Genomic DNA, 22,462 nt, shown 5'->3' with positions numbered 1-22,462 from the left:
ACAGATAGGCTAATGCATATTCCGGGTTAAACAGAATTGTTTCTAAAGATCATCTCAAATTACTTAAAAATCAGGTGGATAGTTTACTTGAGAAAATGAGCTATGATTAATAGAAAATCCCCTTGATTATCAATTTCAAGGGGATTTTTAGTAGGAGTGGAGCTGGCGGTACGTGGGTCGAACTCTTTTTTGGAAGATATGGAAATGTTAGAGAAGCTTATGGCATTGGGGAGTAACCGCCCTATTAAACCCGTGTTGTGAAGTTGAAGTTTTGCGGGTATAGATCCCTGATGTTTTTATGGTTGATGGTCATGATATTTCTCAGTGCATGTTCGAGGCACTGCTGGGGATTCACGTCATGTAGCTTGCATATCCCAAAGAAGGAATAGATCATGGCCGTCCTTTGGGCCGCTTTATGGGAACCGGCAAACAGGTAGTTCTTCCGGCCGACCACCATGGACCTGATTTCCCGTTCCACCAGGTTGTTGTCGATTTCCAGTTCCCCGTCATACAGGTAATTGGACAGTTCGGCCCATCTATTGGCCGAGTAGAACAGGGCTTTTCTCAGCCCACTTTTGGGCAGGGCCTTGGGAAGCTGCTTCTTGATCCACTCGGACATTTTGTTGATCACCGGCAAGGCCTCGTCCAAACGGAGCTTTTTACGGTCTTCGGCAGAGAGGTTCAGTTTCTTGGCCTTTTTTTCCACATCGTAGAGCTTGCCGATAAAGCCCAGGGCTTCGGAAGCCAGCTTCTTGTTCTCCACCAGGGTTTCAAAGTATTTTCTTCGCGCATGCGCCCAGCAGGCCAGGTGGGTGATCTCCTTATTGGCCGCATAGTGTTCGTACACCGCATAGCCATCACTCTGCAGGTAGCCCTGAAAGTTTTCCAGTATGGCACTGGGGCCTCCCTTGCTCCGGGTAGGCTGGTAATCAAAGAGTACGGTGTTTTCCAATGGGTTATGGTATACCCAATAGTAGCCCGTGTGGCAGGCGCCCTTCTTGTCGCTGTCCAATACCCGGATGGTACTTTCGTCCACCATAAGATAGCCCATGGCCTTGGTGTCGGCCACCAGGCAGTCGTACAGGGGCTCTAGTTTTTCCAGGCCCTGTTTCACCCATCCCTCAAGTGTGGTGGGCGCTATGGGGATCTTTTCCCGTTTGAACCGCTGTGCCTGCCGGTACAGCGGCATATGTTCCAGGTATTTCCTTGTAAGGATGTCGGTGAGCAGCCCATAACCCGGGATGCCCTTTGGGATGGCCCTTTCCGGCAACAGGCCGATCTTTACCCCGGCACTGCTGTACCTGTCCTTTGGTGCATACTTGTAACGGATGTACCTTCTGCGGATATATTGGGCAGGGATATAGTCGAGTTCTTCGGTCACTTCCTTGCCGATGCACTCCATTCCGGAAAGGTCCCCTTCCGGATGGATCTCGATCTCTTCTACGGGAAGGTGGTCAGGCAAGGGCTGTCTGCCCGTATGGGCGGGGCGTTTCTTACGGATGTATTCTACTTTGCGGGAAAACCCTTCCTGTTGTTGCTGTTCTTGTTCTTGGGTAGGTTCAAAGAGCAGGTTCAGCTGGTCCTTGTTCCCCTCGAAGCGTTCCCGCTTCTGGGCAAAGGCCATGCGCTTGAACTTCTCGATCAGGGCCAACAACTGCTTCTCATAAGCTTCTTTCTCGGCCAGGATACGTTCCTTCTCGGCTATCACCCGCTCACGGTCGGCCACCTGTTGCTCTGACTTTTGCAGCAGGGCAAGCAGTTCGGCTTTGGTCAACTGGTCGAGTGGCTTTGACATGCCCGAAAATAAAACCTCCTGCTTATAAAACCATGGACTTTTTTTCCACAGCCCCTGTGGAAAAAACCCTCAGGAGATGATTTCGGCCATTCTGGCTTCAAAAAGCTGCCCGTAGGACTAACAGAAGGGCATACAGCCCCGAAAAGCTGAACACGGGTCAGTAAAAAAAATCAACCGGGGATATACCGGGGACGCTGCCGGTAGCCGTCCACCTGGATGCCCTCGACCATCAGCACCAGTTCGGGCCATTCCAGCACGCCGTCACCTCTGTCCTCCGGGAGCAGGAAGGTGCCTTTTTCCAATCGTTTGTAATAGACAACGAAACCGCCCTTCTCCCAGTGCAGGAGTTTGATCAGGTTGCGGTGGCGGTTGACAAAGACGAACACTTCCCCGGAAACAGGGTCCCGGTCCAGTTCATTGATGACCATCCCGTAAAGCCCGTTGAACCCTTTGCGCATGTCAACCGGGGAACGGTACAGGAAATATTGGTGCTGGGAGCCCAGAGAAAACATCAGTACAGTCTGATCAGGCCCGACAACAGCGATAGGTCCCTGGCCGGCACACGCAGCTTTACCCCGTTCGGGTAGACCACTTCCATCGCCTCTGCAGGAACACTGCTGCCCTGTGTACGGACCGGTAGAAAGCCGGTGGTTCCCGCTGGCTGTTCATCCCTCAGTTTTCGGTACCAATAATTGAATTTATGGAAGCCGATCCCTTTTTGCTCACTGAAGGATTTTTGTGTTAGACCGGTGGTTTTAAACTCTTCGACCAGAGAGGCCATTTCTGCTTGTAGATTCATAACTTCTAGTTTTTCCAGAAAGCTAGGTGGTCAAAACACGCTATGAAACTTGTACTTTATAAGGTGGTTACATTGGGGAAGCTTGGAGAGAAGGCCTTATAGTTTGTGGGAGTGGCTCTCCCTTTGTCCTGTTTTTTAATAAGGTTTTGGACCACCATTTTGGCGAGAATTTCGTAAATCTTTGTGTTTTTCAATCCCATTAAGTTACCGGCTTCTTTCCTTGAGATTTTTCCTTTTTCAAGTAAGTATAAAAGGATGGTTTGTTTTTCTTTCTCTAATCGTTCGTAATCCTGTCTTATTTATTGGTCTTGCTCAATACTTTCCTTTGAGGATAGGGTTGTCTGTGGTCGAATAAATTCAATGTTAAAATAGTCATTCTTCTCCCACGGCAAACGCTTTTATTGCGCCATGCAAGTCCATAAGATGGGGACAGATATAAGGCGTATAGTTATATCAAAAACATCTTACAGTAACCCAGTCACGTAAGTAGCGTGTCCCGTCAAGGGCTAGCCACCCAACGGAAGCGAGTCTTGCATAGTCACTGGAGACGATGGCATGAAGCGTAGACAGCGACTGCCGAAGGCCAGTATAGAGCCACGAAATATTTGCAATACCGGGGTTTTAACTGTTAAATGAGTTGGAACAACATTGATGACAGCGAGAGAGTAAAGGCAAGTAGTCACAGCCTGGTCGTGGTCTGAGACCTGGTCAAAGGCAGATAAGGGTTGCATGGAACATGGGAGAGCCTCCCGCCTCCAAGCGAACAGTTGGTATAAGGATTGACCACACAGTAACCATCCAGGTCTGTCAAGTAAGCAATGCCAGTTGATAAGACGTTAAGAAGAGGCATTGCCGCAAGGTATCTGTACCGAAGGAAACTGAAGGGAAGGAGAAGGGCGAAGGCAGTCTTAGTATCCCCATAGTACCGATTGAACGCTGGGAAATCTATCCCAAGAAAGCCAGCAAGTAGGAAAGGGGGATACCTTAAATCGGAATTGTAGTTTAGAAACATTAATTGTACCAGAGACAAGAAGACCAATGTCAACACACAAATTACAAATAGCAGATCGGGCTAGCAAACACAAAGGGGAAGCCCTGACGAACCTACATCAGTACATAGATGTGGAGTTGCTGACCAGCAGTTACCGACAGCTGAATAAAACCAGTAGTGTAGGGGTTGACGGAGAAAGCTGGAATGCGTATGGGTTACGCCTACCGGACCGGCTTCCGGAACTACTGAGGACAGTTAAATCAGGGGAGTACAAGGCACCACAGATACGCAGGGTGTATATTCCGAAGGGGAAAACGGGGAAGCGTCCGCTAGGGATTCCCACCATAGAGGATAAAGTACTTCAACCGAGTGTCAGGAGCGTGTTGGAGCCGATTTATGAGGAAGACTTTAAAGAGTTTTCCTACGGATTCCGTCCAAACCGATCCTGTCACCATGCCATAGAGTACATGTTCGAGAAAGTAAGCTATGGAAGGATGCGGTATATTATAGATGCAGATATCCAGGATTACTTTGGGAGCATAGACCACGGCCTGTTACGTGTGTTTCTAGACCGTAGGGTGAAAGATGGCGTGGTGCGCAAAATGCTGGATAAATGGCTCAAGGCAGGAATACTGGAAGATAAGCAGTTGCATTATCCGAAGGGAGGAACGCCGCAAGGCGGTATTGTCTCACCAATATTGAGCAATATTTATCTTCATTATGTGCTGGATGAATGGTTTTCGGATAAAATCCAGCCCCTGTTAACAGGTAAAAGTTTCATGGTGAGGTATGCCGATGATTTTGTGATGGGTTTTGAAAAAGGAGAAGATGCCAAGCGTGTCATGGCTGTTCTCGACAAACGATTTACAAAATATGGGCTTAGACTACATCCGGAAAAGACAAAGGTTATCGATCTGAACACTAATATACGTGGAGAAAGAAGCTTTGATTTTCTGGGTTTTGCCCACTATATGGGTAAGACACGTAAAGGAAGGCTAGTCTTGAAACGAAAGACAAGCAGCAAGAAGCTGGTGATGGCTATTACCAAAACAGGCGATTGGATCAAAGGCAACAGGCACAGGAAATTAAAGGAGTTGATCTGTGATCTTAACGTTAGGCTTCGAGGCCACTATGCCTATTATGGGGTAACCTTCAATGTCAGAAGTCTAAACAAGTATCACAGATGTGTTGAACGGCTGTTGCACAAATGGCTGAACAGGCGGGGAGGCAACGAACCGCTCTACCTGGAAAAAATAGTTTAGGACTGGAATACGTCTCTGTAAAAGTAATGGAGCCCTTCTTTTGGAGGGCTTTTTTGATGGATTTGGTGAAAAATACCCTAGATGGATTGTGTTTTTTAGATGTGTGCGGTGCATGGCAACCAACCAGGTAGTGAAGCCACATGAAGGCGATATTCTCCCTTGTGGCCTTCTCAAGTTTACGGGAAGGAAAAACAGTTCTCAAGGTAGCCGTACACCAGCACCTTCAGCAGCATACGGGGATGGGAGCTACTGCCCCCCAGATCAGGGTATTGCTCGAGGATGGGGGGATGGAGATCTTGTCCACTTTCACACTTACTGTGCGTGCCGGATGGTTTGACGGCAAAAGTTCCCCCAATGACGGTGGAAGAAACATCAACTGGTTGGGATTGTAGTCTTTTAGGACTAACTTGTCTTTGGTTTTTTGCACACCTCAAAAATAACAGTTTCGAGTTAAAACCTAAAAATGGCTACCCGATTTTTCGTGTAGCTTTTACTTTTTTCCAAAGATGACTTATGAGACAGCCTCACCGACATTTTTCATTAAGTCATTTAACTGGCCAAAGAGGCTACATAGCAAAGGAATTGAGGTTGATTAGTTTAGTTTTTACTAAAATATTGAACTTTTTCCCTGTCTTTACGTTTTAGTTTTAGTAATAGCTAAAATATTAAAACATGAACAATAATTGTATCAGAGTATTGGCCGATCCTGTTCAAATCAAGGAGTGCAAGAAAACACTCTACAAACTTGAAGAACAGTTGAATTTGGCCACTCAGATTTTCAACCTTTCAGGAAATGCCGCAAGGCTTAAGATTCTCTTTCTACTTCATAAAGAAGGTGAAATGTGTCCTTGTGATCTAAGCGATATTTTGGATATATCTGTCGGTGGCATTTCCCAACATTTAAGAAAGCTGAAAGATGGAAAGCTCGTTAAATACAAGAAAGTAGGACAAACCGTGTTCTACTCTATTGTGGAAGATAATATCCAAGCAATAAGACCTGTATTAGACAGCCTGCTTAATAATAATAACAAAAAGGAGTCAATATCATGAGTAATTCAAACCAATCAAATACCTCATCAAAAAGTATTGGGGCTGGATTGTTAGTAGCCTTTACTGCCTCACTTTGTTGTATCACCCCGGTTTTTGCTACGCTGGCAGGAATAGGAGGCATTGCTTCGGCCTTTTCATGGATGGAACCATTTAGACCTTATTTAATAGGCCTTACAGTTTTGGTATTGGGCTTTGCCTGGTATCAGAAATTAAGACCCAGGACTCAGGAGGAAATCGACTGTGCCTGTGATGAGAATGAGCGTCCCTCCTTTTGGCAGTCCAAAAAGTTTCTTGGAATCGTTACCGTCTTTGCGGTATTGATGCTTGCTTTTCCGTCCTATTCCGGCATCTTTTTCCCGGACAACAGCAAAGCCGATAAAGTTATCGTGGTAAAAGAAGATGATATTCTGAATACTGAGCTGAGGGTCAAAGGCATGACCTGCACCGGATGCGAGCATAGCGTAAATGCAGCGCTTAATAATAGTGAAGGTGTTCTCGAAGCTTCTTCGTCCTACAAAAGTGGTATTGCAACGGTAAAGTTTGATCAAACAAAAGTATCCATTGATCAATTGGCTGATACGGTAGAGGAAGCTACAGGCTATAAAGTCACTGAAAAGAAAATCATACAAGAAAAAACTTTAAATCAATAAAATAATGAAAACCATAATTTTAAGCCTGGCATTCGTCTTTTTACTTGCAGGACATGGGATAGTACAATCTACCGATTCACAAAAAACTGAAAAAGCCAGTACTACTCAGGAAAACGAGACGGTTAAACTGAAAGTCACCGAGCTCACCTGTGCCGGCTGTACCAATCACCTTTACAAGATATTAAAAGAAACAAAGGGCGTCATCGACAAATCGGTGGAGTATCCAGGGGATATCGCAGTGGTGGAATATGATCCCAAACAGACCAATCCGGAGAAGCTCATTGCATCTATCAAAGAAAAAACTGCTTACAAAGCTGAACTATACACTGGGAAAAATGATTAGAATTAAAACTAATACATGCATGGTTAAAATAAGAAATATGTTTACTCCTAAGAGTAACAAGATCGGTGAAGGACAAAAAAGTTTATCGGAAGTTGTGCTGGAAATAGAAGGCATGACCTGCGATCATTGCGCCACCGGTATTGAGAAAAAGGTTGGTCATCTTGTTGGAACAGCAAGTCAGAAGGTAAACTATCCGGAGGGAAAGGGAATATTCTCCTACGATCCTGAAAAGGTTTCAAAGAAAGAGATCATAGATACCATTAACGGCATGGGCAATTACTCCGTTAAGAAGGAATTGCCTGCATCATCAAATGGTCAGGGAACTGAAGAAGAAGTAACGTTTAGCATTTCCGGGATGACCTGTGACCATTGCGCCACCTCCATTGAGAAGCGCTTTGAAGGCCATGAAGGTTTGATCTCCAAATCGGTGAGTTATGCCGATGAAAAAGGCACATTTATCTTCAACCCCGATAAAATAAGCCGTCAGGAAATTATTGAAACGATCAACAAGGAGGGCAATTACAAAGTACAAAAGGAAATTGGAGGAAACGGCAACCTGGAACGCGCAGATCCCGGGCAACACGATCTGATCATCATAGGTGGAGGATCTGCGGCATTTTCAGCGGCCACTACGGCCAATGAACTTGGGTTGACCGTGTTGATGGTGAATGCCGGACTGGACATTGGCGGCACCTGTGTGAATGTGGGTTGCGTACCCTCCAAACATTTGATCAGAGCTGCAGAGCAGGTTCACCGGGCGCAGCATTCGCCTTTTAATGGCGTGTCAGGCGCAAATCCAACTTTTGATTTCAAGGCTACCATACAACAGAAAAAAGAATTGGTGGCAGCCCTGCAAAAGAAGAAATACCTGGGCGTGGTGGGTGACCTGGATAATATCACTATTCTGGAGGGTTGGGCCAGGTTCGTGGATGCGCACACCATTGAAGTGGATGGAAAGCCGTACAAAGGCATGAAGTATTTGCTGGCAACTGGCGCCACAACCAATGTGCCTGACCTGCCAGGCTTAGAGGATGTTGGGTACCTGACGAATGAAACACTGTTTGACCTGGAGGAACAGCCCGAACACTTAATCGTGCTTGGAGCCGGATACATTGCGTTGGAAATTGCCCAGGCATATCATCGCTTTGGCACTAAGGTCACCATGTTGCATCGGTCAGAAAGAATTCTACGAACACAGGCTGCCGATATTACGGATGACCTGACATCCCATTTTACAGAGGAAGGCATTGAGGTCCATACCAATGTCAGTATTCAAAAATTCGAAAAGAACGGAGATGCCATAGTGGCCCATACCAATGAGGGGACTTTTGAAGCTTCTCATGTGCTGGTAGCCACAGGAACCAGACCGAATACCAGCGGTCTGGCGATTGAAAACGCTGGTGTCAATCTCAATAAAACAGGTCATATTTTAGTCAATACTAAACAGGAGACGAATGTAGGCCACATTTATGCGGCAGGGGATTGTACCGATACACCTGCATTCGTATATACCGCTGCAAAAGAAGGAAAGGTCGCTGTATTAAACGCTTTCCAAAGCACCGGCGATATGGTCGATTATACAGGCCTTCCATGGGTCGTATTTACAGATCCGCAGATCGCAGGGGCTGGCTTGGACGAAAAGGAGGCCGAAGAAGCAGGGATACCTTATGAAACCAGTGTGATGCCGTTAACCGAGGTGCCACGTGCACAAGCAGCTTTGGACACGCGGGGGTTTATCAAACTGATCAGAAACAGTGAGACAGATAAACTTATTGGTGGACGAATCATCGCTCCTGAGGGAGGCGAATTGGCTATGCAAGTCAGTCTGGCAATTAAAGCCGGAATGACTATTCAGGAACTGGCCGATGCATTTCACCCTTACCTGACCTTATCAGAAGGAGTGAAACTGGCTGCCATCACCTTTAATAAAGATGTGTCAGAATTGAGTTGTTGTGCCAGTTAATTGATATGACATTTTTAGGAGTTGGACTGTTACATTTTTTATGCTGTTCACTACTGATGTTAGCAGTTGTCCTAATGATACTTCAAAAGAAAAGGGGCAAATAGCCTTTTTTTTAATCTCTTAGGGTCTAATTCCCCGAGGCTTGCCTCGTTTTACTATCTTGTGACTCGATGTCCCAAGATAGTAAGTAAATCCATAAGAGTCATAATGTTTCAGTTTTGCTGTATCATGTAGTTTGCGCAGCAAAATATAGACGTGTAGTGTTCAGCAAGGGGGTTGATCAAGTATTGATTTCGACCTGTGAACAGATAGAATTAAGATATGAGATTAAGTTTCTAGAAATCGGGACAGATGCAGACCACGTACACTTTCTTATACAATCGGTTCCCACCTATAGTAAAACTAAGATTGTGAGAACGATAAAGAGTTTGCTAGTCCGAGAGGTATTTCAACAATGCCCAGAGGTGAAAAAGCAGCTTTGGGGCGGAGAATTTTGGGGTAAAGGGTACTTTGTCAATACCGTTGGCCAACATGGAACTGAGGAAAAGATAGCTAATTATGTTAAGAGTCAGGGGCTGGAAAAAGAATACAAAAAACTAAAGACCAATTATCAACTAAAAATATTCGATTGACAAATAATGCCTCGTGGGCTTGCCCCGAGGATTATTTACTGAAACAGGTGGAAATATTGGGGATGATTTATGGGCAATAGTACCAGCCGTTAGTTTCAGGCCAACTTCTCAAACCGTAATTCGTCTAAATTATAGGCATATGCAAGAAACTGATATTCTTGGAAATCCACCGGCCATGATTGGTGGTTTTCAATTTGGCATTTCCAGTTACTTCTAAAAACAACCGCAAATGAATTTTTAAGCAAACTATATAATTTTTTGGTTTATTTTCTTAATACAACTTTGCAATACCCTTGCATCGAATAATTACGTATAATTGCATAGTGAAAATCGCGTGTTACATATTAAGCTTATACTTCATAGTCCTTGCAGGGATGACCTGTGCAGATTCTGTTCCGCTTAATGATGATAAGGAAAATGTTACCGTAGTAAATACTGCAGATAACCATCCCAACCATGAGCATAATCAGGGTGGGGATGGTTGTTCTCCGTTGTGTGTTTGTCATTGTTGTCACTTGCACTTTTTCCCCGTTGCAGAAGTAGTATTTTCACATCCCGTGAAGTTACCTGTTACTTTTTTTTCCCACTACCAGGGACTCGAAAGCATTGAAATCTCCGAATTTCTTAAGCCCCCAATATCATAATCCTTTTCTGACTGACAGGATAAATATGCCCTTTTGATAAAGCCCTTTTATCAGGACTGGGCAGGCATTTAAACTTACTCCCTAGTTATTTTCTTTAATGAGCCTTTACCATAAAAGGTATCCTTTCACTGTGTCCAATCTTATTCAGAAAGTTGAAAAAATTGAATAAAAGCAAATCGAAAAAAAGGAAAATGAGAAGGAAGGGAATCACATTCAAACAGATTCTAAAGTGGTTTTTTATTGGGTTGGTGTGCGCTGTCTTGCTGGCAGGTATTGCGGAAAGAATTCACCACTTCTTCTCTGTCCATATTAAATAATTAAAAGTCATATGATCAATAAAATCATTTCTTTTTCTATAAAGAATAAATTCATCGTGGGTCTGCTGACGCTGGCCCTCATTGGTGTGGGGATCTACTCCATGGCCACGGTCAATCTGGGTTCTGTCCCGGACATTACCAACAACCAGGTGCAGGTGATGACCGTTTCGCCCAACCTTGCCACAGAAGATATAGAACAATTTGTGACTTATCCGGTAGAGTTGGCCATGGGTAATTTGCCAGGTGTGGACGAAATTCGGTCTATTTCAAGGTTTGGCCTATCAGTAGTCACCATTGTTTTTGAAGACGAAATGGGGATCTACAAACCCCGGCAGTTGGTGCAGGAAAAATTAAATGAACTAAAGGAGACTATTCCTGAAAAATTTGGTAGTCCCACTATGGGGCCTATTTCTACAGGTTTAGGCCAGATTTACGAATACACCATTCAACCCAAAGAAGGTTATGAGGATCAGTATTCACCCATGAAACTGCGCACTATTCAGGATTGGATTGTAAAAAGACAACTGACTTTGCTTGATGGTGTGGTTGAAGTAAATTCTTTCGGTGGCTATATCAAGCAATATGAAGTGGCCATCAATCCAGAAAAACTCAACGCGCAGAACGTGAGCATTTCTCAGGTATATGAAGCCCTGGCCAGAAATAATGTGAATACCGGAGGTGCTTACATTGAAAAGAATCGCATGTCCAATTTCATCCGTGGAGAAGGACTTGTACGCTCGCTGGATGATATCAGAAAAATAGTCATAAAGACGGAAAATGGAATCCCGGTCACCATAGGTGATGTGGCAGAAAAAGTGCATTTCGGCAATCAGGTACGATACGGGGCGTTTACCCAGGATGGAAAAGAGGCCGTCGGCGGCATCATTATGATGATGAAAGGCTCCAACCCCAATGCGGTCATCCAGGATGTGAAAGCGCGCATGGAAGAGGTAGAGAAATCGCTTCCGGAGGGATTGACGATCAACACTATAATTGATCGTAGTGATTTAATTTCCAGAACTACTGATACTGTGAAAACCAATCTTTTTGAGGGGGCGCTGATTGTAATATTCGCATTGGTGATCTTGTTGGGTAGCCTTCGTGGTGGAATTATCACTGCGACTACTATTCCGCTTTCCCTGCTTTTTGCCTTCATTATGATGAAGCAATTTAATGTTTGGGCCAACCTAATGAGTCTCGGGGCCATTGATTTTGGGATCATCATTGACGGGGCGGTGATTATCATAGAAGGTACGGTTTACGAAATTCAGAAACGCATACGCTCCGGGAAAATTAAGTTCAATCAGGTCTTGATGGATGAGGTGGCTTATGATGCAGGAAGTACCATGATGGGTTCCGCTTTTTTCGGGCAGATTATCATCCTCATTGTATTTGCCCCGATCTTGTTTCTCACCGGTGTGGAAGGTAAAATGTTCCAGCCTATGGCCTACACCTTTGGATTTGCCATGATTGGTGCCATCATCCTGTGCCTGACGTATGTACCGATGATGTCGGCCTTATTCATGAAACCCATCCAAAACAAGAAAAACTGGTTTGGCCGTTTCGAACGTTGGTTAGAGAGGGTGAGCGATAAGATAATTGGAAGCATACAAAAAGTTTATTTGCCTTTATTAAAAGGAGCTCTTCGTTTTAAAGCCATTGTGATTATTGTGGCTATTGTACTGCTGGGAGCAGCCGGGTTTGTTTTTTCAAGAATGGGAGGGGAATTTGTTCCACAGCTTGATGAGGGAGATATCGCCATGCAGGCACTCATCAGGCCTGGAAGTTCCTTAAGTGAATCAAAAGAAGTATCCATCAAGATAGAGAACCTGTTATTGGAAAGTTTTCCTGAAATAAAAACAGTAACTGCCCGAATCGGAGTGGCAGATATTCCTACTGATCCCATGCCGATGGATATAGCAGACATGTACCTCATTTTAGAAAAAGATAAAGATCAATGGGTTTCTGCTGAAACCAAGGACGAGCTGATTGAGCAAATAAAGGATAAACTAGAGACCCATCTGACAGGGGTAAATCTGGTATTTACTCAGCCCGTAGAACTGCGTTTTAATGAGTTGCTGGAAGGAGTACGGGAGGACATTGCCGTTAAACTCTATGGTGAAGACCTGGAAGTGCTTTCCGAAAAAGTGCAGGAGATGGCTAATATTATTTCTACCGTATCTGGAGCCGGGGATGTTAACCCCGAACGGACATCTGGGCTTCCTCAAATGACCGTCCGCTACAACAGGGATAAAGTTGCACAATACGGCCTGGTTATTCAAAAGCTTAATGAGTATGTGAGCTCTGCTTTTGCCGGAGGTGTTGCAGGAGTCATTTTTGAAGGGGAAAAGCGTTTTGACCTGGTCATCCGCTTTGACGAGGCTCACCGTAAAAGTATAGATGACCTGCGCACACTCTACATTGATCTGCCTGATGGCACCCAAGTACCCATCAAAGAAGTCGCTGATATTAGTTATATGCCAGGCCCTATGCAGATATCACGTGACAACACCTATAGAAGAACCTATGTTGGAGTTAATACCAGGGGGCGTGACGTAGAATCAGTGGTGAATGACATACAGGAAAAGCTGGATGCAGAATTGGATTTACCGCCCGGTTACTACATTACTTATGGTGGGGAATTTGAAAATCTTCAGCGGGCTAAAAGCAGGCTGCAGATTGTTGTGCCTATCGCCCTGTTTCTGATATTTGTATTGTTATATTTTGCCCTAAAGTCATTTTCTCAATCCATTATGATCTATATGGCTATCCCCTTGGCAGCTATCGGGGGAGTTTTTGGCTTATGGATAAGAGGTATGCCATTTAGTATCTCGGCAGGCGTTGGCTTTATAGTACTTTTCGGGGTGGCTGTGTTGAACGGCCTGGTACTGATCAACCGCTTCAATTCATTGAAAGAAGAAGGCGTGACGAGTATTAGAGAAAGAATTCTAACGGGAACAAAAGAACGAATCAGGCCTATTATGCTTACTGCAACAACAGACATATTCGGATTTCTGCCGATGGCATTTTCAGCATCTGCGGGAGCTGAAGTTCAGCGACCATTAGCAACGGTAGTAATTGGTGGCATGCTTACTGCGACATTGCTTACGCTGGTAGTGCTGCCAGTGCTATACACATTTGTAGAGGGAAGGAGAGAAAAAGGAAAAAGTCTGAGTGCTCCGAATGCCAATGTGATCATTGTTTTTTTCGTTTGTGGTGGATTGTTTGGATTACCGGCAGTGGCTAATGCCCAGCAGCAAGACAGTTTACCTACGATCACATTAGAACAGGCCAGGAAGCGGGCTGTAGAAAGTTATCCTAAAATTCAATCGGCACGTCTGGAAATAGAAAACCAGGAGATGCTGAAGAAAACTGCCTGGGATTTTGGTAATACCCAAATATTTACCGGGAAAGAAGAGGTGGGTAATGGTTCGGATGTGAGTGCTGAAGGAGTTTATACCCAAATCGGTATCCAACAGCAGCAAATTGACATTTTTGGAATAGCGCCAAAGCTCAAACTGCAAAAAGAGAGGGTAGCCCTGGCTGAAAAAGCCCTTGACCTGTCTGTGATTGAGCTGGAGCTTGAGGTAAGCCGCGCCTGGGGCATGGTCTATGCTGCGAAAAACACCTACCAGGTATATCAGCATCTCGATTCTATTTTTACAGATATTGAAAGGGCAGCCAGGATAAGGCTGGAAACGGAAGCCTCTTCCAAACTGGAATACCTCGCTACTTCCAATCAGGCCAATCAGGTACAGATACAGAAAGAACAGGCTTATCGGGATTATTTGAGTTCACTGCAACGCCTCAATCTCTGGTTTGCCAATGACACCCTGTTTACAGTACCGGATATTCCGGCCAACCAGTTGGATCGACCCCTGAATTATGTTGTTGATTCACTTATGAGTCATCCTTTACTTAATGTTTCAAAACAACGGGTAAATGTAGCGGATGCCACGATCAAAGAGAGGCGCTCGCAGTTTCTTCCAAAGTTGCAAGGTCAGTATGGCCGGCAGCAAATTGCCGGACAGTCGGGATTTTATCAGTATCAGATTGGGATACGCATTCCATTATTGTTCGGACCTGAACTTGGAAGGACACAGTCTGCAAAGATCCAAAGGAATATAGCCAGCCAAAACCTGCGACAAACCCAACTGGAAATCAACACTGCTTATCAGAATACCAAGGAAAAATATTTGAAATGGCACAACTCCTGGGTCTATTACCGTGATGAAGCGCTCCCGCTGGCAGCAGATCAGCGGTCAGGGGCTATTACCGCCTATCGGGAAGGTGCTATTGATTATGTGGCCTTCCTGCAAAACATCAGAGATGCCATTCGCATAGAAGTGGACTCCTGGGATGCCTTTGGCAACTACCTGGATAGCCGCTACCAACTGGAATACTTCTTAAAAACATCAAATTAAGCATTTAATAAAACCTGGATAAATTATCAGATTAAAAATATAAGTATAATGAAAAAGCAGATCATATATATACTAGCGCTGGTACTGATAGTATCGGTATTTACGGCATGCGAAAGCAATTCGGCTGATAAGGCGGGAGAAGCTTCCAATGAAGCGCATAATGAAGGAGGACATGAAGAGGAAGGTCATAATGAGGAAGGCATGGCCGAGGTCCACCTTTCGAATCTTAAATTTGAAAGTCTGGGCATCAAGATTGACACAATACCCACCCGTTCACTATCGGGCGTGGTAGAAGCCAATGGCCAGTTAGAAGTTCCACCCCAGCATGAGGCGACAGTTACGGCCATCCTGGGAGCAAATGTAAACTCCATAAAAGTGATAGAGGGAGACAAGGTGAGAAAAGGACAGGTGTTGGCATACCTCTCCCACCCTAACCTGACGAACTTGCAAACTAATTATGTAAAGGCATATAGTCGGTTTCAATATCTGGAAAAGGAAATGCAACGGCAAAAAAGACTGTATGAGGAAGAAGTAGGTTCCGGGAAAACTTATCAGGAAACATTGGCTGATTACAATTCCATGAAGGGAGAAGTGAAAGGCTATGAAGCCCAGTTAAAACAACTGAACTTGAATATTGAGAATATTCAAGGAGGAGACATCTATGAGTACGTGCCTGTGGTCAGCCCGATCAAAGGCTACGTTGAAAAGGTAAAAGTTCAACTGGGACAGTATGTTGATCCTCAAACAGTGATGTTTATGATCGTCAACATAGACCATATCCATGCCGACCTAATGGTCTTTGAAAAGGATGTTCACAAAGTGAAAAAAGGACAAAAGTTGTCTTTTACTGTGGAATCTGTTCCGGGAAATACGTTGACTGCCAAAATTTATTCAGTAGGAAAACAATTTGAACAAAAGCCAAAAGCCGTACATGTACATGCAGAAATAGATCAAAAGGAAGATTTTCTGATCCCGGGGATGTACATCAATGGTAAAATACGTACCGGAAATACTCAGGTAAAGGCCTTACCTGAAAGCGCCATTATAGAAGAAGAAGGCAAGCCTTATATTTTTATGGCAGAAGCACATGAAGAAGATGGGAAGACCGAATGGGCATTTAAAGCAGTGGAAGTACGAACAGGTATTAATGAAGACGGTTGGGTAGAAATTAAATTGTTGGAGCCGCTTCCGGATGGTACCCAGGTTGCCTGGAACAATGCCTATTACCTGATTTCTGAAATGAAGAAAAGCCAGACTTCTCATAGCCACTAAATCAGTTGGCAAAGGGCAGTTGGCAGGATTAGTTGGCCAACTGCCTTTTGCCCATTGTCAACTTTGAATAAGAATTAAATAATCCAAAAAACAGAAAAAAAGATGAAAGAAATAAAAGCATTTATAAAACCGAAAAGAGTGCAGGTAGTGGTAGAATCTCTGCGAGATGCAGGATTTGAAAGCGTTACAGTCTCCAAAGGTGAGGGAACAGGTGCTCATAAAGACCCTGATGCTTCTCCTTCCCTGGACTTTCATTTTACCGATAGCCCGATAGTAAAGCTGGAGCTTGTGTGCCAAAATTAAGAAATGGAAAAAGCCGTGCAATTGATATGCGGAAAAGCCCAAACGCCTGATCCGGGCGATGGCATTATTTACATCTCTGAAATAGAGGATGCCTACAGAATAAAGACCGGAAAGTCTATCAAAAGATTTGATATGAAGTAGTTATGTCAACTCCTATTGAAGAAATGCAGCAATTAGCCAGGGAACGTGGCGGACTTTGTTTATCAGATTTATATATCAACAGCAAGTCCAAATTGTGGTGGCAATGTGCAAAAGGTCATCAATGGCAGGCCACCCCTTTTAGTGTGAAAATCAGAAAAAGCTGGTGTCCTGTATGTGCTAACAACGTTCCACACGGAATAGAGAAGATGCAATCCCTGGCTAAAGTAAAGGGAGGTAAATGTATTTCCAGGGAATACATAAACTCCAAAACGACACTCAGGTGGCAGTGTAAAAACGGTCATCGTTTCCAGGCTACTGCTGATAGTGTAGTTCAGGGGAGTTGGTGTCCGAAATGTAAATAAATGTTTAACCCTAAAATCTACAGTTATGATGTATGATTGGTATTTCTGAGGAATGCACTGGATTTGGTGGATCCTGTGGCTTATCCTTATATTCTGGATTTTCTTAATTCCATACTCTATTCCCGGACAAAACAGATGGAGGGATAAGGCAATGGAAGATGTAGTAGCAAAAACAATTGCAGGGTTTATGAACACCCGGGGAGGGAATCTTTTTATTGGTATTGATGACGAGGGTAAACCACTTGGTTTGGTCGAGAACTACCGTTGTTTGAAAAAACCGGGACGAGATGGTTTTGAGCAGTATATAATGCAACTGATCTCCACCAAATTAGGGACAAATTATTGCTCTCTGGTAGATGTTTCTTTTTACCAAATAGAAGGGCTTGATGTCTGTCATCTTGAGATTAAACATGCGCACTCTCCGGTCTATCTGCATCAGGACGACCGTTCACACTTTTATATCCGTACAGGAAATGGTACGCGTGAACTTGATATACCTGAAGCGCTCAATTACATCGAAGAAAATTTAAATGGTCGTTAACCATGGAGAAGAAATTATTTATTATGCTATTATTTTTTGGTCCAACATGGCTGGCTGTTGGCCAATCCCTTTACCGGACTACCGAGGGGCATATCGTCATGGTGGCCGAAATAGATGATGAAAAAATAATTGCAGAAAGCCATAAGCTGTTTCTTGTGTTAGATTACAATACCAAAGAAATTTCAGGTAGACTTAATATAAAAACAATGAATACTGGTATCGGTTATTTAAATGAACAAATTAACAATGTTGCTGATGAAGAATCTTTGATATCCTTTACCGGAATGATCCCCGCTGAGGATTTTATTAGCCAGCCGCATTTACCTATTTCATTTAGCTGGCCTTTAAAAGTCATAGTGGGAAGTAGAACATTTGAGGTAATTCTTTCAGGCAACCTGAAACACTTTAACGGAGGTGAGGCCATAGCCTGTAGGCTAAGCGCTACCGGAGATGTTGACACAAACGAAATCGGCCTGAAATCAATTTTACCGGAAATAGGTAAAACACTAAAGATTCAGTTTACACAGGTAATACTTAGAAAAAATGAGCTATGAGCACTATAAAAGAACTGGAAGAAAACCTATTGCAACATAAAATAAAACCCACGGCCATGCGACTGCTTGTGCTAGAGTACTTGTTGGATCACGAAATAGCAGTAAGTCTTACTGATCTATACAGGGACTTTGTGAAATCTGATAGAACTACCATCTACAGAACGCTAAAAGCTTTTGAAGATAATGGACTGGTGCATAGCATTGATGATGGTACCGGAGTGCCTAAGTATGCTTTATGCGAAACAGGTTGTAAATGTGAAATAGAAAGAGATCTGCACTTGCATTTTCATTGCAGAAAATGTGGGGAAACCAAATGCCTGTACAGCTATAAAATACCAGAAATTGTCCTACCACCCAACCATCAGGCAGAAGAAGCCAACCTGGTAGTAAAGGGTGTTTGTTCACAATGCAGTGGCTAAAAATATCCTTCGAAGCAAAACCATTTTGAACTGTTTGCATTATGACAAAAAAGAAAAAAATAAATCTGAGAGATCTTAATAAAAAGAAGGTATCCACCGGAAATTCTGAAAGTAAAATGAAGTTAGGAACGTATGTTCCGGCAATAGTAAGTTTTGCAATGCTGATAGTCGGTATCTCACTGGACTACTTTAATCTACTACCATTTTTTAAGGGGTGGGTTCGCCCTGTATGGTACGGTTTAGCCTATGCTCCTGTGGGCTTTCCCGTGATCAAAGAAGGCTGGGAAAGCATCAGGAAAGGTGATTTTTTCACTGAATTCTTCCTGATGTCCATTGCTACATTAGGAGCGTTTGCCATCGGTGAATACCCGGAAGGTGTAGCCGTGATGTTGTTTTATGCGGTAGGTGAACTCTTTCAAAATGCTGCGGTGAAACGGGCTAAAGGCAATATAAAGGCCTTACTCGATGTACGGCCTAATATCGCTTTGGTATATCGGGACAATGATTTTGTAGAGGTAAACCCGGAAACGGTGCATATCGGGGAAAAGGTTCAGGTGCGAACAGGAGAAAAAATACCTTTAGACGGCATCCTTTTGTCTGAAAAGGCCAGCGTCAATACGGCAGCCATAACAGGGGAAAGTAAACCTGACACTATATATAAAGGAAATAAGGTTTTTGCGGGAAGCATCAACCTTGAAGGCGTAATAGAACTGGAAACGACCAAAGAATTTAACGACAGCTCCATTGCCCGGATATTGGATATGGTACAAAATGCCACGGCAAGGAAATCAAAAACGGAGCTTTTTATCAGAAAGTTTGCCCGGGTATATACCCCTATCGTGGTATTTCTTGCCATCTGCCTCACCGTTCTCCCCTACTTTTTTGTAGATAATTACGTATTCCAGGATTGGTTATACAGAGCGCTTATCTTCCTGGTAATCTCCTGTCCTTGTGCACTGGTAATTTCTATTCCACTGGGCTATTTCGGGGGATTAGGTGCAGCCTCAAGAAACGGTATCCTGTTTAAGGGAGCCTCATTTCTTGATGCCATAACTAAAGTAAATACAGTGGTTATGGATAAAACAGGCACCGTTACCAAAGGGGTGTTTAAGATCAAAGAGATCAGACCGGTAGGTATTTCCGAAAATGAAATGATGTCCTATCTGTTGGCCCTGGAGGAGCAGTCGACCCACCCGATTGCACGTGCCATTATGGAGTATGAATTAAATGGGCAGAATCATACAGCCTCTGAGGTAAGCGAAATAGGTGGAAAAGGATTAAAAGGTAAGGTTAATAATAAAACTGTTTTAGTAGGCAATAAAGCATTAATGACAGCTCATGGCATTGATGTCCCATCGGAGACAGATACCATCGTTGAATCTATCGTGATGATCACCATTGATGATCAATTTTCCGGCTATGTTACCATTGCCGACCAATTGAAAGAAGATGCGGTAGAAGCTGTAAGGCAAATGCATAATGCCGGCATTAAGAAAATCATTATGCTGTCGGGCGACAAGCCGTCTATTACCGAAAAAATTGGAAACGAATTGGGCTTAGAACAAGCCAAAGGCGGCCTGTTACCGGAAGATAAGCTTCATGAGGTGGAGGAAATGAAGAAAGATCCATCAGCCAGCATTGCTTTTGTGGGTGACGGGATCAACGATGCACCCGTTTTGGCAGTCAGTGATGTGGGGATAGCCATGGGTGGGCTCGGAAGTGATGTGGCGATTGAAACGGCCGATGTGGTCATCCAGACAGATCAGCCTTCAAGAATTGCAAGGGCTATAAAAATAGGTAGATCTACACGTAATGTAGTCTGGCAGAATATTGCCCTGGCCTTCGGGGTGAAATTAATAGTGATGATCCTGGGAGCCATAGGGTTAGCATCTTTGTGGGAAGCTGTGTTTGCAGATGTAGGTGTGGCCTTTCTGGCTATTTTGAATGCTATCAGAATCCAGAAAATGAAGTTTTAAACCAAATTGTAGTGTGTTTAATAGATAGCTAAATGTAATTAGAGAGGTTTTAAAGGACTAAATAGAAATGATAAGAAACTCATTATATACAATTTTTACGGTAGGTGTACTGCTTTGCATTTTTCCATACAACGCAATGGCAAGCCAGGATGATAGCAACCTGCGAACTAGCATTCATTTGCTGGACTACATTTCAAGGGATTATACCGCAGCAGTGCAAAATGGCGAAGTAATAGACGAAGGCGAGTTTGCAGAAATGCAGGAATTCAGTGACAAAGTGTATGTACTCATTGAAGAAAGTAAGCTGCCACAGGATGATAAACTCCGTATGCTGTCGCAGTTAAAAGAATTAGGTAAGCAGATAGAAAAAAAAGCTCCGCATCAAAGTATTTATAACTTAGCCCAGCAGACCAGACAAGATATTATCAAAACTACCGGTCTTAAAACGGCTCCCCTGATATGGCCTGATCTCAAAAACGGAAAAAGCTTATATGTACAGAATTGTACTTCCTGCCATGGAGTGAATGGAGCGGGAGACGGTAAGTTGGCAGCTGGCTTAAAACCAGCTCCTACCAATTTTCTCAACGATACCCTGATGCAGGAAATCTCGTCCTTTCAGGCATATAACACTATAAAACTGGGTGTGGAAGGCACTGCCATGCAGAGTTTTGCCACCTTATCCGATAAAGAGATTTGGGATTTGGCATTTTATATAAAAGCCCTCCGCTTTACACCTCAAGCTGACAAAAATAGCGAGCTGCAACAGAAGTTTGATCGGGCAAACAATACAGTGAATTTAGAGGAGGTGGCTACCCTCTCTGATGTGGAATTGGTCAAACGGCTGAGCAATAATGATAGCGCTGACAAAGAGCTGTTGTTAACTGCACTGAGAACACAATCTCCCGGGGATAATGCACAAAAATATTCGCTTGATAAAGCAAGAAATTATTTAAAAAGTGCCTTGCAAAATTATACATCCGGCAGCTACTCCTCTGCACGTGAAGATGCCCTGGCAGCTTACCTGGAGGGTATCGAGCCTTCGGAGGCAAGACTAAAGGCCAATGCCCCTGCTTTTACAGCCCGCCTGGAGCAGCAAATGTTTAAGATTCGTGAGGTAATCGAAAATAAAGGTGATAAAGCACAAGTTGAGAAGGAAATTGACAATGGCCTTGCCATGCTGGGGCAGGCAGAGGAACTCATGCAGGACAAAAAACTTAATTATTGGGTATCCTTCGCACTGTCAGCTTCCATTATGTTGCGAGAGGGGCTGGAAGCATTTTTGATCCTGGCCCTCATCCTGGCCCTCATTCGTTCATCAGGACTAAAAAAGGCTATACCCTGGGTGCACGGAGGGTGGATAACCGCCATACTGTTAGGAGTGGCCGGATGGTTTTTCTCCGATTGGGTGATTGGTATAAGTGGTAAAAACCGGGAGATCATGGAAGGAATGATCTCGCTGGTGGCAGTGATCGTCCTGGCTTTCGTTGGGTTCTGGCTGCATGACCACTCACATGCCAAAAAATGGAAAAAGTTTATCGAAGAAAAAATAGGCAAGCAACTAAAAAAAGACAAGATGTTTGGTATTGCTTTTTTCTCCTTTATGGTTGTGTTTCGTGAGGCCTTTGAATCCATATTGTTTTTACAGGCTATCAGCCTGGAAACACAACCGGCTCATCAATCATCTATTGGATTGGGGGTTTTGGCTGCTTTTGTAATGATCTCCCTGTTTGCTGTCCTGTTTGTAAGGTATTCAAAGAAGATACCTGTTCGGCAGTTGTTTCGCTATTCGGCCTGGGCAATTACCTTACTGGCATTAATTCTGATCGGTAAAGGCGTTCATTCCATTCAGGAAGCCGGCTGGCTATCCGTTACCGGTTTTCCTGTATCGGTGAGTGTAGATTTGCTGGGGATATATCCCACTATTGAAACAGTAGCGGCACAAGTAGCGCTGCTGGTGCTCATGCTGTTGCTCTATTTTTGGAGTAACCATAAAACCAAAATCAGATCAACAAAACTGAATTAAA

The 22,462-nt window shown here is 43.9% G+C and carries 21 protein-coding genes and 1 pseudogene; 17 read left to right on the top strand and 5 right to left on the bottom strand.

All coding sequences use genetic code 11. The features are described 5' to 3' along the window. Positions 1-244: 244 nt before the first annotated feature. The 4 genes from tnpC to DN752_RS25320 form a co-directional block, all read right to left on the bottom strand. Complete coding sequence (gene tnpC, locus DN752_RS04660) at positions 245-1,795, bottom strand: IS66 family transposase (protein ID WP_112782883.1); 1,551 nt, start codon at positions 1,793-1,795, stop codon at positions 245-247. Between the two features lie 170 nt (positions 1,796-1,965). Beyond that, positions 1,966-2,307, bottom strand: a complete 342-nt coding sequence (gene tnpB, locus DN752_RS04655; RefSeq protein WP_015268187.1) for an IS66 family insertion sequence element accessory protein TnpB — start codon at positions 2,305-2,307, stop codon at positions 1,966-1,968. After that, the gene (gene tnpA, locus DN752_RS04650) at positions 2,307-2,594 is read right to left on the bottom strand and encodes an IS66 family insertion sequence element accessory protein TnpA (RefSeq protein WP_112782882.1); all 288 of its coding nucleotides are present in this window, start codon (positions 2,592-2,594) and stop codon (positions 2,307-2,309) included. Before tnpA (DN752_RS04650) ends, tnpB begins: the two co-directional genes overlap by 1 nt. A gap of 56 nt (positions 2,595-2,650) precedes the next feature. Then, on the bottom strand, positions 2,651-2,851 hold the full coding sequence (locus tag DN752_RS25320; RefSeq protein ID WP_373289281.1) for a helix-turn-helix domain-containing protein: 201 nt from the start codon (positions 2,849-2,851) through the stop codon (positions 2,651-2,653). A 781-nt stretch (positions 2,852-3,632) separates the two neighbouring features. Here DN752_RS25320 and ltrA point away from each other — a divergent pair. Continuing rightward, positions 3,633-4,847 carry a group II intron reverse transcriptase/maturase gene (gene ltrA / locus DN752_RS04640; protein ID WP_112782880.1) on the top strand — a complete coding sequence of 405 codons (1,215 nt, stop codon included), beginning with the start codon at positions 3,633-3,635 and terminating at the stop codon, positions 4,845-4,847. Positions 4,848-4,980: 133 nt separating this feature from the next. On the opposite strand, the pseudogene DN752_RS25395 reads toward ltrA, so the two are convergent. Continuing rightward, a pseudogene (locus DN752_RS25395) lies at positions 4,981-5,220 on the bottom strand (transposase); the annotation flags it as partial. A gap of 299 nt (positions 5,221-5,519) precedes the next feature. On the opposite strand from DN752_RS25395, the gene DN752_RS04630 reads away from it, so the two are divergent. The 16 genes from DN752_RS04630 to DN752_RS04555 all read left to right on the top strand — a co-directional run bounded on the left by DN752_RS04630 (position 5,520) and on the right by DN752_RS04555 (position 22,461). Further along, entirely contained in the window at positions 5,520-5,897 is a 378-nt protein-coding gene (locus DN752_RS04630) for an ArsR/SmtB family transcription factor (RefSeq protein WP_112782879.1), read from the top strand. Beyond that, positions 5,894-6,547 (top strand): mercuric transport protein MerTP, encoded by a 654-nt coding sequence (gene merTP, locus DN752_RS04625; protein ID WP_015268183.1) that lies wholly within the window; start codon positions 5,894-5,896, stop codon positions 6,545-6,547. The genes DN752_RS04630 and merTP overlap by 4 nt, the downstream gene beginning before the upstream one ends. A 4-nt stretch (positions 6,548-6,551) precedes the next feature. Beyond that, positions 6,552-6,890 carry a heavy-metal-associated domain-containing protein gene (locus DN752_RS04620; RefSeq protein WP_015268182.1) on the top strand — a complete coding sequence of 113 codons (339 nt, stop codon included), beginning with the start codon at positions 6,552-6,554 and terminating at the stop codon, positions 6,888-6,890. 19 nt (positions 6,891-6,909) lie between these two features. Then, a complete protein-coding gene (merA, locus tag DN752_RS04615; RefSeq protein ID WP_112782878.1) occupies positions 6,910-8,853 on the top strand; it encodes a mercury(II) reductase in 1,944 nt (647 codons plus the stop codon). Positions 8,854-9,044: 191 nt separating this feature from the next. Continuing rightward, positions 9,045-9,485: an IS200/IS605 family transposase gene (gene tnpA, locus DN752_RS04610; protein WP_245949527.1), complete on the top strand. Its 441-nt coding sequence runs from the start codon at positions 9,045-9,047 to the stop codon at positions 9,483-9,485. A 323-nt stretch (positions 9,486-9,808) separates the two neighbouring features. Beyond that, positions 9,809-10,129 (top strand): DUF6660 family protein, encoded by a 321-nt coding sequence (locus tag DN752_RS25235; protein ID WP_083892023.1) that lies wholly within the window; start codon positions 9,809-9,811, stop codon positions 10,127-10,129. Between the two features lie 328 nt (positions 10,130-10,457). Beyond that, on the top strand, positions 10,458-14,870 hold the full coding sequence (locus DN752_RS04595) for a CusA/CzcA family heavy metal efflux RND transporter (protein ID WP_112782877.1): 4,413 nt from the start codon (positions 10,458-10,460) through the stop codon (positions 14,868-14,870). Between the two features lie 48 nt (positions 14,871-14,918). Then, positions 14,919-16,142, top strand: coding sequence for an efflux RND transporter periplasmic adaptor subunit (locus tag DN752_RS04590; RefSeq protein ID WP_112782876.1), 1,224 nt, complete (start codon positions 14,919-14,921; stop codon positions 16,140-16,142). Between the two features lie 102 nt (positions 16,143-16,244). Further along, the gene (locus DN752_RS25310) at positions 16,245-16,445 is read left to right on the top strand and encodes a P-II family nitrogen regulator (protein ID WP_373289270.1); all 201 of its coding nucleotides are present in this window, start codon (positions 16,245-16,247) and stop codon (positions 16,443-16,445) included. A gap of 3 nt (positions 16,446-16,448) precedes the next feature. Further along, positions 16,449-16,586: a P-II family nitrogen regulator gene (locus DN752_RS25305; protein WP_373289271.1), complete on the top strand. Its 138-nt coding sequence runs from the start codon at positions 16,449-16,451 to the stop codon at positions 16,584-16,586. A 2-nt stretch (positions 16,587-16,588) separates the two neighbouring features. Beyond that, complete coding sequence (locus DN752_RS25300; RefSeq protein ID WP_052331482.1) at positions 16,589-16,948, top strand: zinc-ribbon domain-containing protein; 360 nt, start codon at positions 16,589-16,591, stop codon at positions 16,946-16,948. A 151-nt stretch (positions 16,949-17,099) separates the two neighbouring features. Next, positions 17,100-17,489 carry an AlbA family DNA-binding domain-containing protein gene (locus DN752_RS04575; protein ID WP_015268177.1) on the top strand — a complete coding sequence of 130 codons (390 nt, stop codon included), beginning with the start codon at positions 17,100-17,102 and terminating at the stop codon, positions 17,487-17,489. Positions 17,490-17,491: 2 nt separating this feature from the next. Beyond that, positions 17,492-18,043: a hypothetical protein gene (locus DN752_RS04570; RefSeq protein WP_015268176.1), complete on the top strand. Its 552-nt coding sequence runs from the start codon at positions 17,492-17,494 to the stop codon at positions 18,041-18,043. Next, positions 18,040-18,462: a Fur family transcriptional regulator gene (locus DN752_RS04565; RefSeq protein ID WP_015268175.1), complete on the top strand. Its 423-nt coding sequence runs from the start codon at positions 18,040-18,042 to the stop codon at positions 18,460-18,462. The genes DN752_RS04570 and DN752_RS04565 overlap by 4 nt, the downstream gene beginning before the upstream one ends. Positions 18,463-18,503: 41 nt before the next feature. Further along, a complete protein-coding gene (locus DN752_RS04560; RefSeq protein ID WP_015268174.1) occupies positions 18,504-20,438 on the top strand; it encodes a heavy metal translocating P-type ATPase in 1,935 nt (644 codons plus the stop codon). A 136-nt stretch (positions 20,439-20,574) separates the two neighbouring features. Next, positions 20,575-22,461, top strand: a complete 1,887-nt coding sequence (locus tag DN752_RS04555; RefSeq protein ID WP_245949457.1) for an FTR1 family protein — start codon at positions 20,575-20,577, stop codon at positions 22,459-22,461. Position 22,462: the final 1 nt, after the last annotated feature.

Origin of the sequence: Echinicola strongylocentroti, assembly GCF_003260975.1 — a bacterium.
In the GTDB taxonomy this organism is placed as follows: domain Bacteria; phylum Bacteroidota; class Bacteroidia; order Cytophagales; family Cyclobacteriaceae; genus Echinicola; species Echinicola strongylocentroti.
This window is presented reverse-complemented; position numbering and strand designations above follow the sequence as displayed.

Coding starts and splice junctions, on each gene's coding strand:
- tnpC (WP_112782883.1), bottom strand. CDS start 1,795: ATGTCAAAGCCACTCGACCAGTTGACCAAAGCCGAACTGCTTGCCCTG.
- tnpB (WP_015268187.1), bottom strand. CDS start 2,307: ATGTTTTCTCTGGGCTCCCAGCACCAATATTTCCTGTACCGTTCCCCG.
- tnpA (WP_112782882.1), bottom strand. CDS start 2,594: ATGAATCTACAAGCAGAAATGGCCTCTCTGGTCGAAGAGTTTAAAACC.
- ltrA (WP_112782880.1), top strand. CDS start 3,633: ATGTCAACACACAAATTACAAATAGCAGATCGGGCTAGCAAACACAAA.
- DN752_RS04630 (WP_112782879.1), top strand. CDS start 5,520: ATGAACAATAATTGTATCAGAGTATTGGCCGATCCTGTTCAAATCAAG.
- merTP (WP_015268183.1), top strand. CDS start 5,894: ATGAGTAATTCAAACCAATCAAATACCTCATCAAAAAGTATTGGGGCT.
- DN752_RS04620 (WP_015268182.1), top strand. CDS start 6,552: ATGAAAACCATAATTTTAAGCCTGGCATTCGTCTTTTTACTTGCAGGA.
- merA (WP_112782878.1), top strand. CDS start 6,910: ATGGTTAAAATAAGAAATATGTTTACTCCTAAGAGTAACAAGATCGGT.
- DN752_RS04595 (WP_112782877.1), top strand. CDS start 10,458: ATGATCAATAAAATCATTTCTTTTTCTATAAAGAATAAATTCATCGTG.
- DN752_RS04590 (WP_112782876.1), top strand. CDS start 14,919: ATGAAAAAGCAGATCATATATATACTAGCGCTGGTACTGATAGTATCG.
- DN752_RS25310 (WP_373289270.1), top strand. CDS start 16,245: ATGAAAGAAATAAAAGCATTTATAAAACCGAAAAGAGTGCAGGTAGTG.
- DN752_RS25305 (WP_373289271.1), top strand. CDS start 16,449: ATGGAAAAAGCCGTGCAATTGATATGCGGAAAAGCCCAAACGCCTGAT.
- DN752_RS25300 (WP_052331482.1), top strand. CDS start 16,589: ATGTCAACTCCTATTGAAGAAATGCAGCAATTAGCCAGGGAACGTGGC.
- DN752_RS04575 (WP_015268177.1), top strand. CDS start 17,100: ATGGAAGATGTAGTAGCAAAAACAATTGCAGGGTTTATGAACACCCGG.
- DN752_RS04570 (WP_015268176.1), top strand. CDS start 17,492: ATGGAGAAGAAATTATTTATTATGCTATTATTTTTTGGTCCAACATGG.
- DN752_RS04565 (WP_015268175.1), top strand. CDS start 18,040: ATGAGCACTATAAAAGAACTGGAAGAAAACCTATTGCAACATAAAATA.
- DN752_RS04560 (WP_015268174.1), top strand. CDS start 18,504: ATGACAAAAAAGAAAAAAATAAATCTGAGAGATCTTAATAAAAAGAAG.
- DN752_RS04555 (WP_245949457.1), top strand. CDS start 20,575: ATGGCAAGCCAGGATGATAGCAACCTGCGAACTAGCATTCATTTGCTG.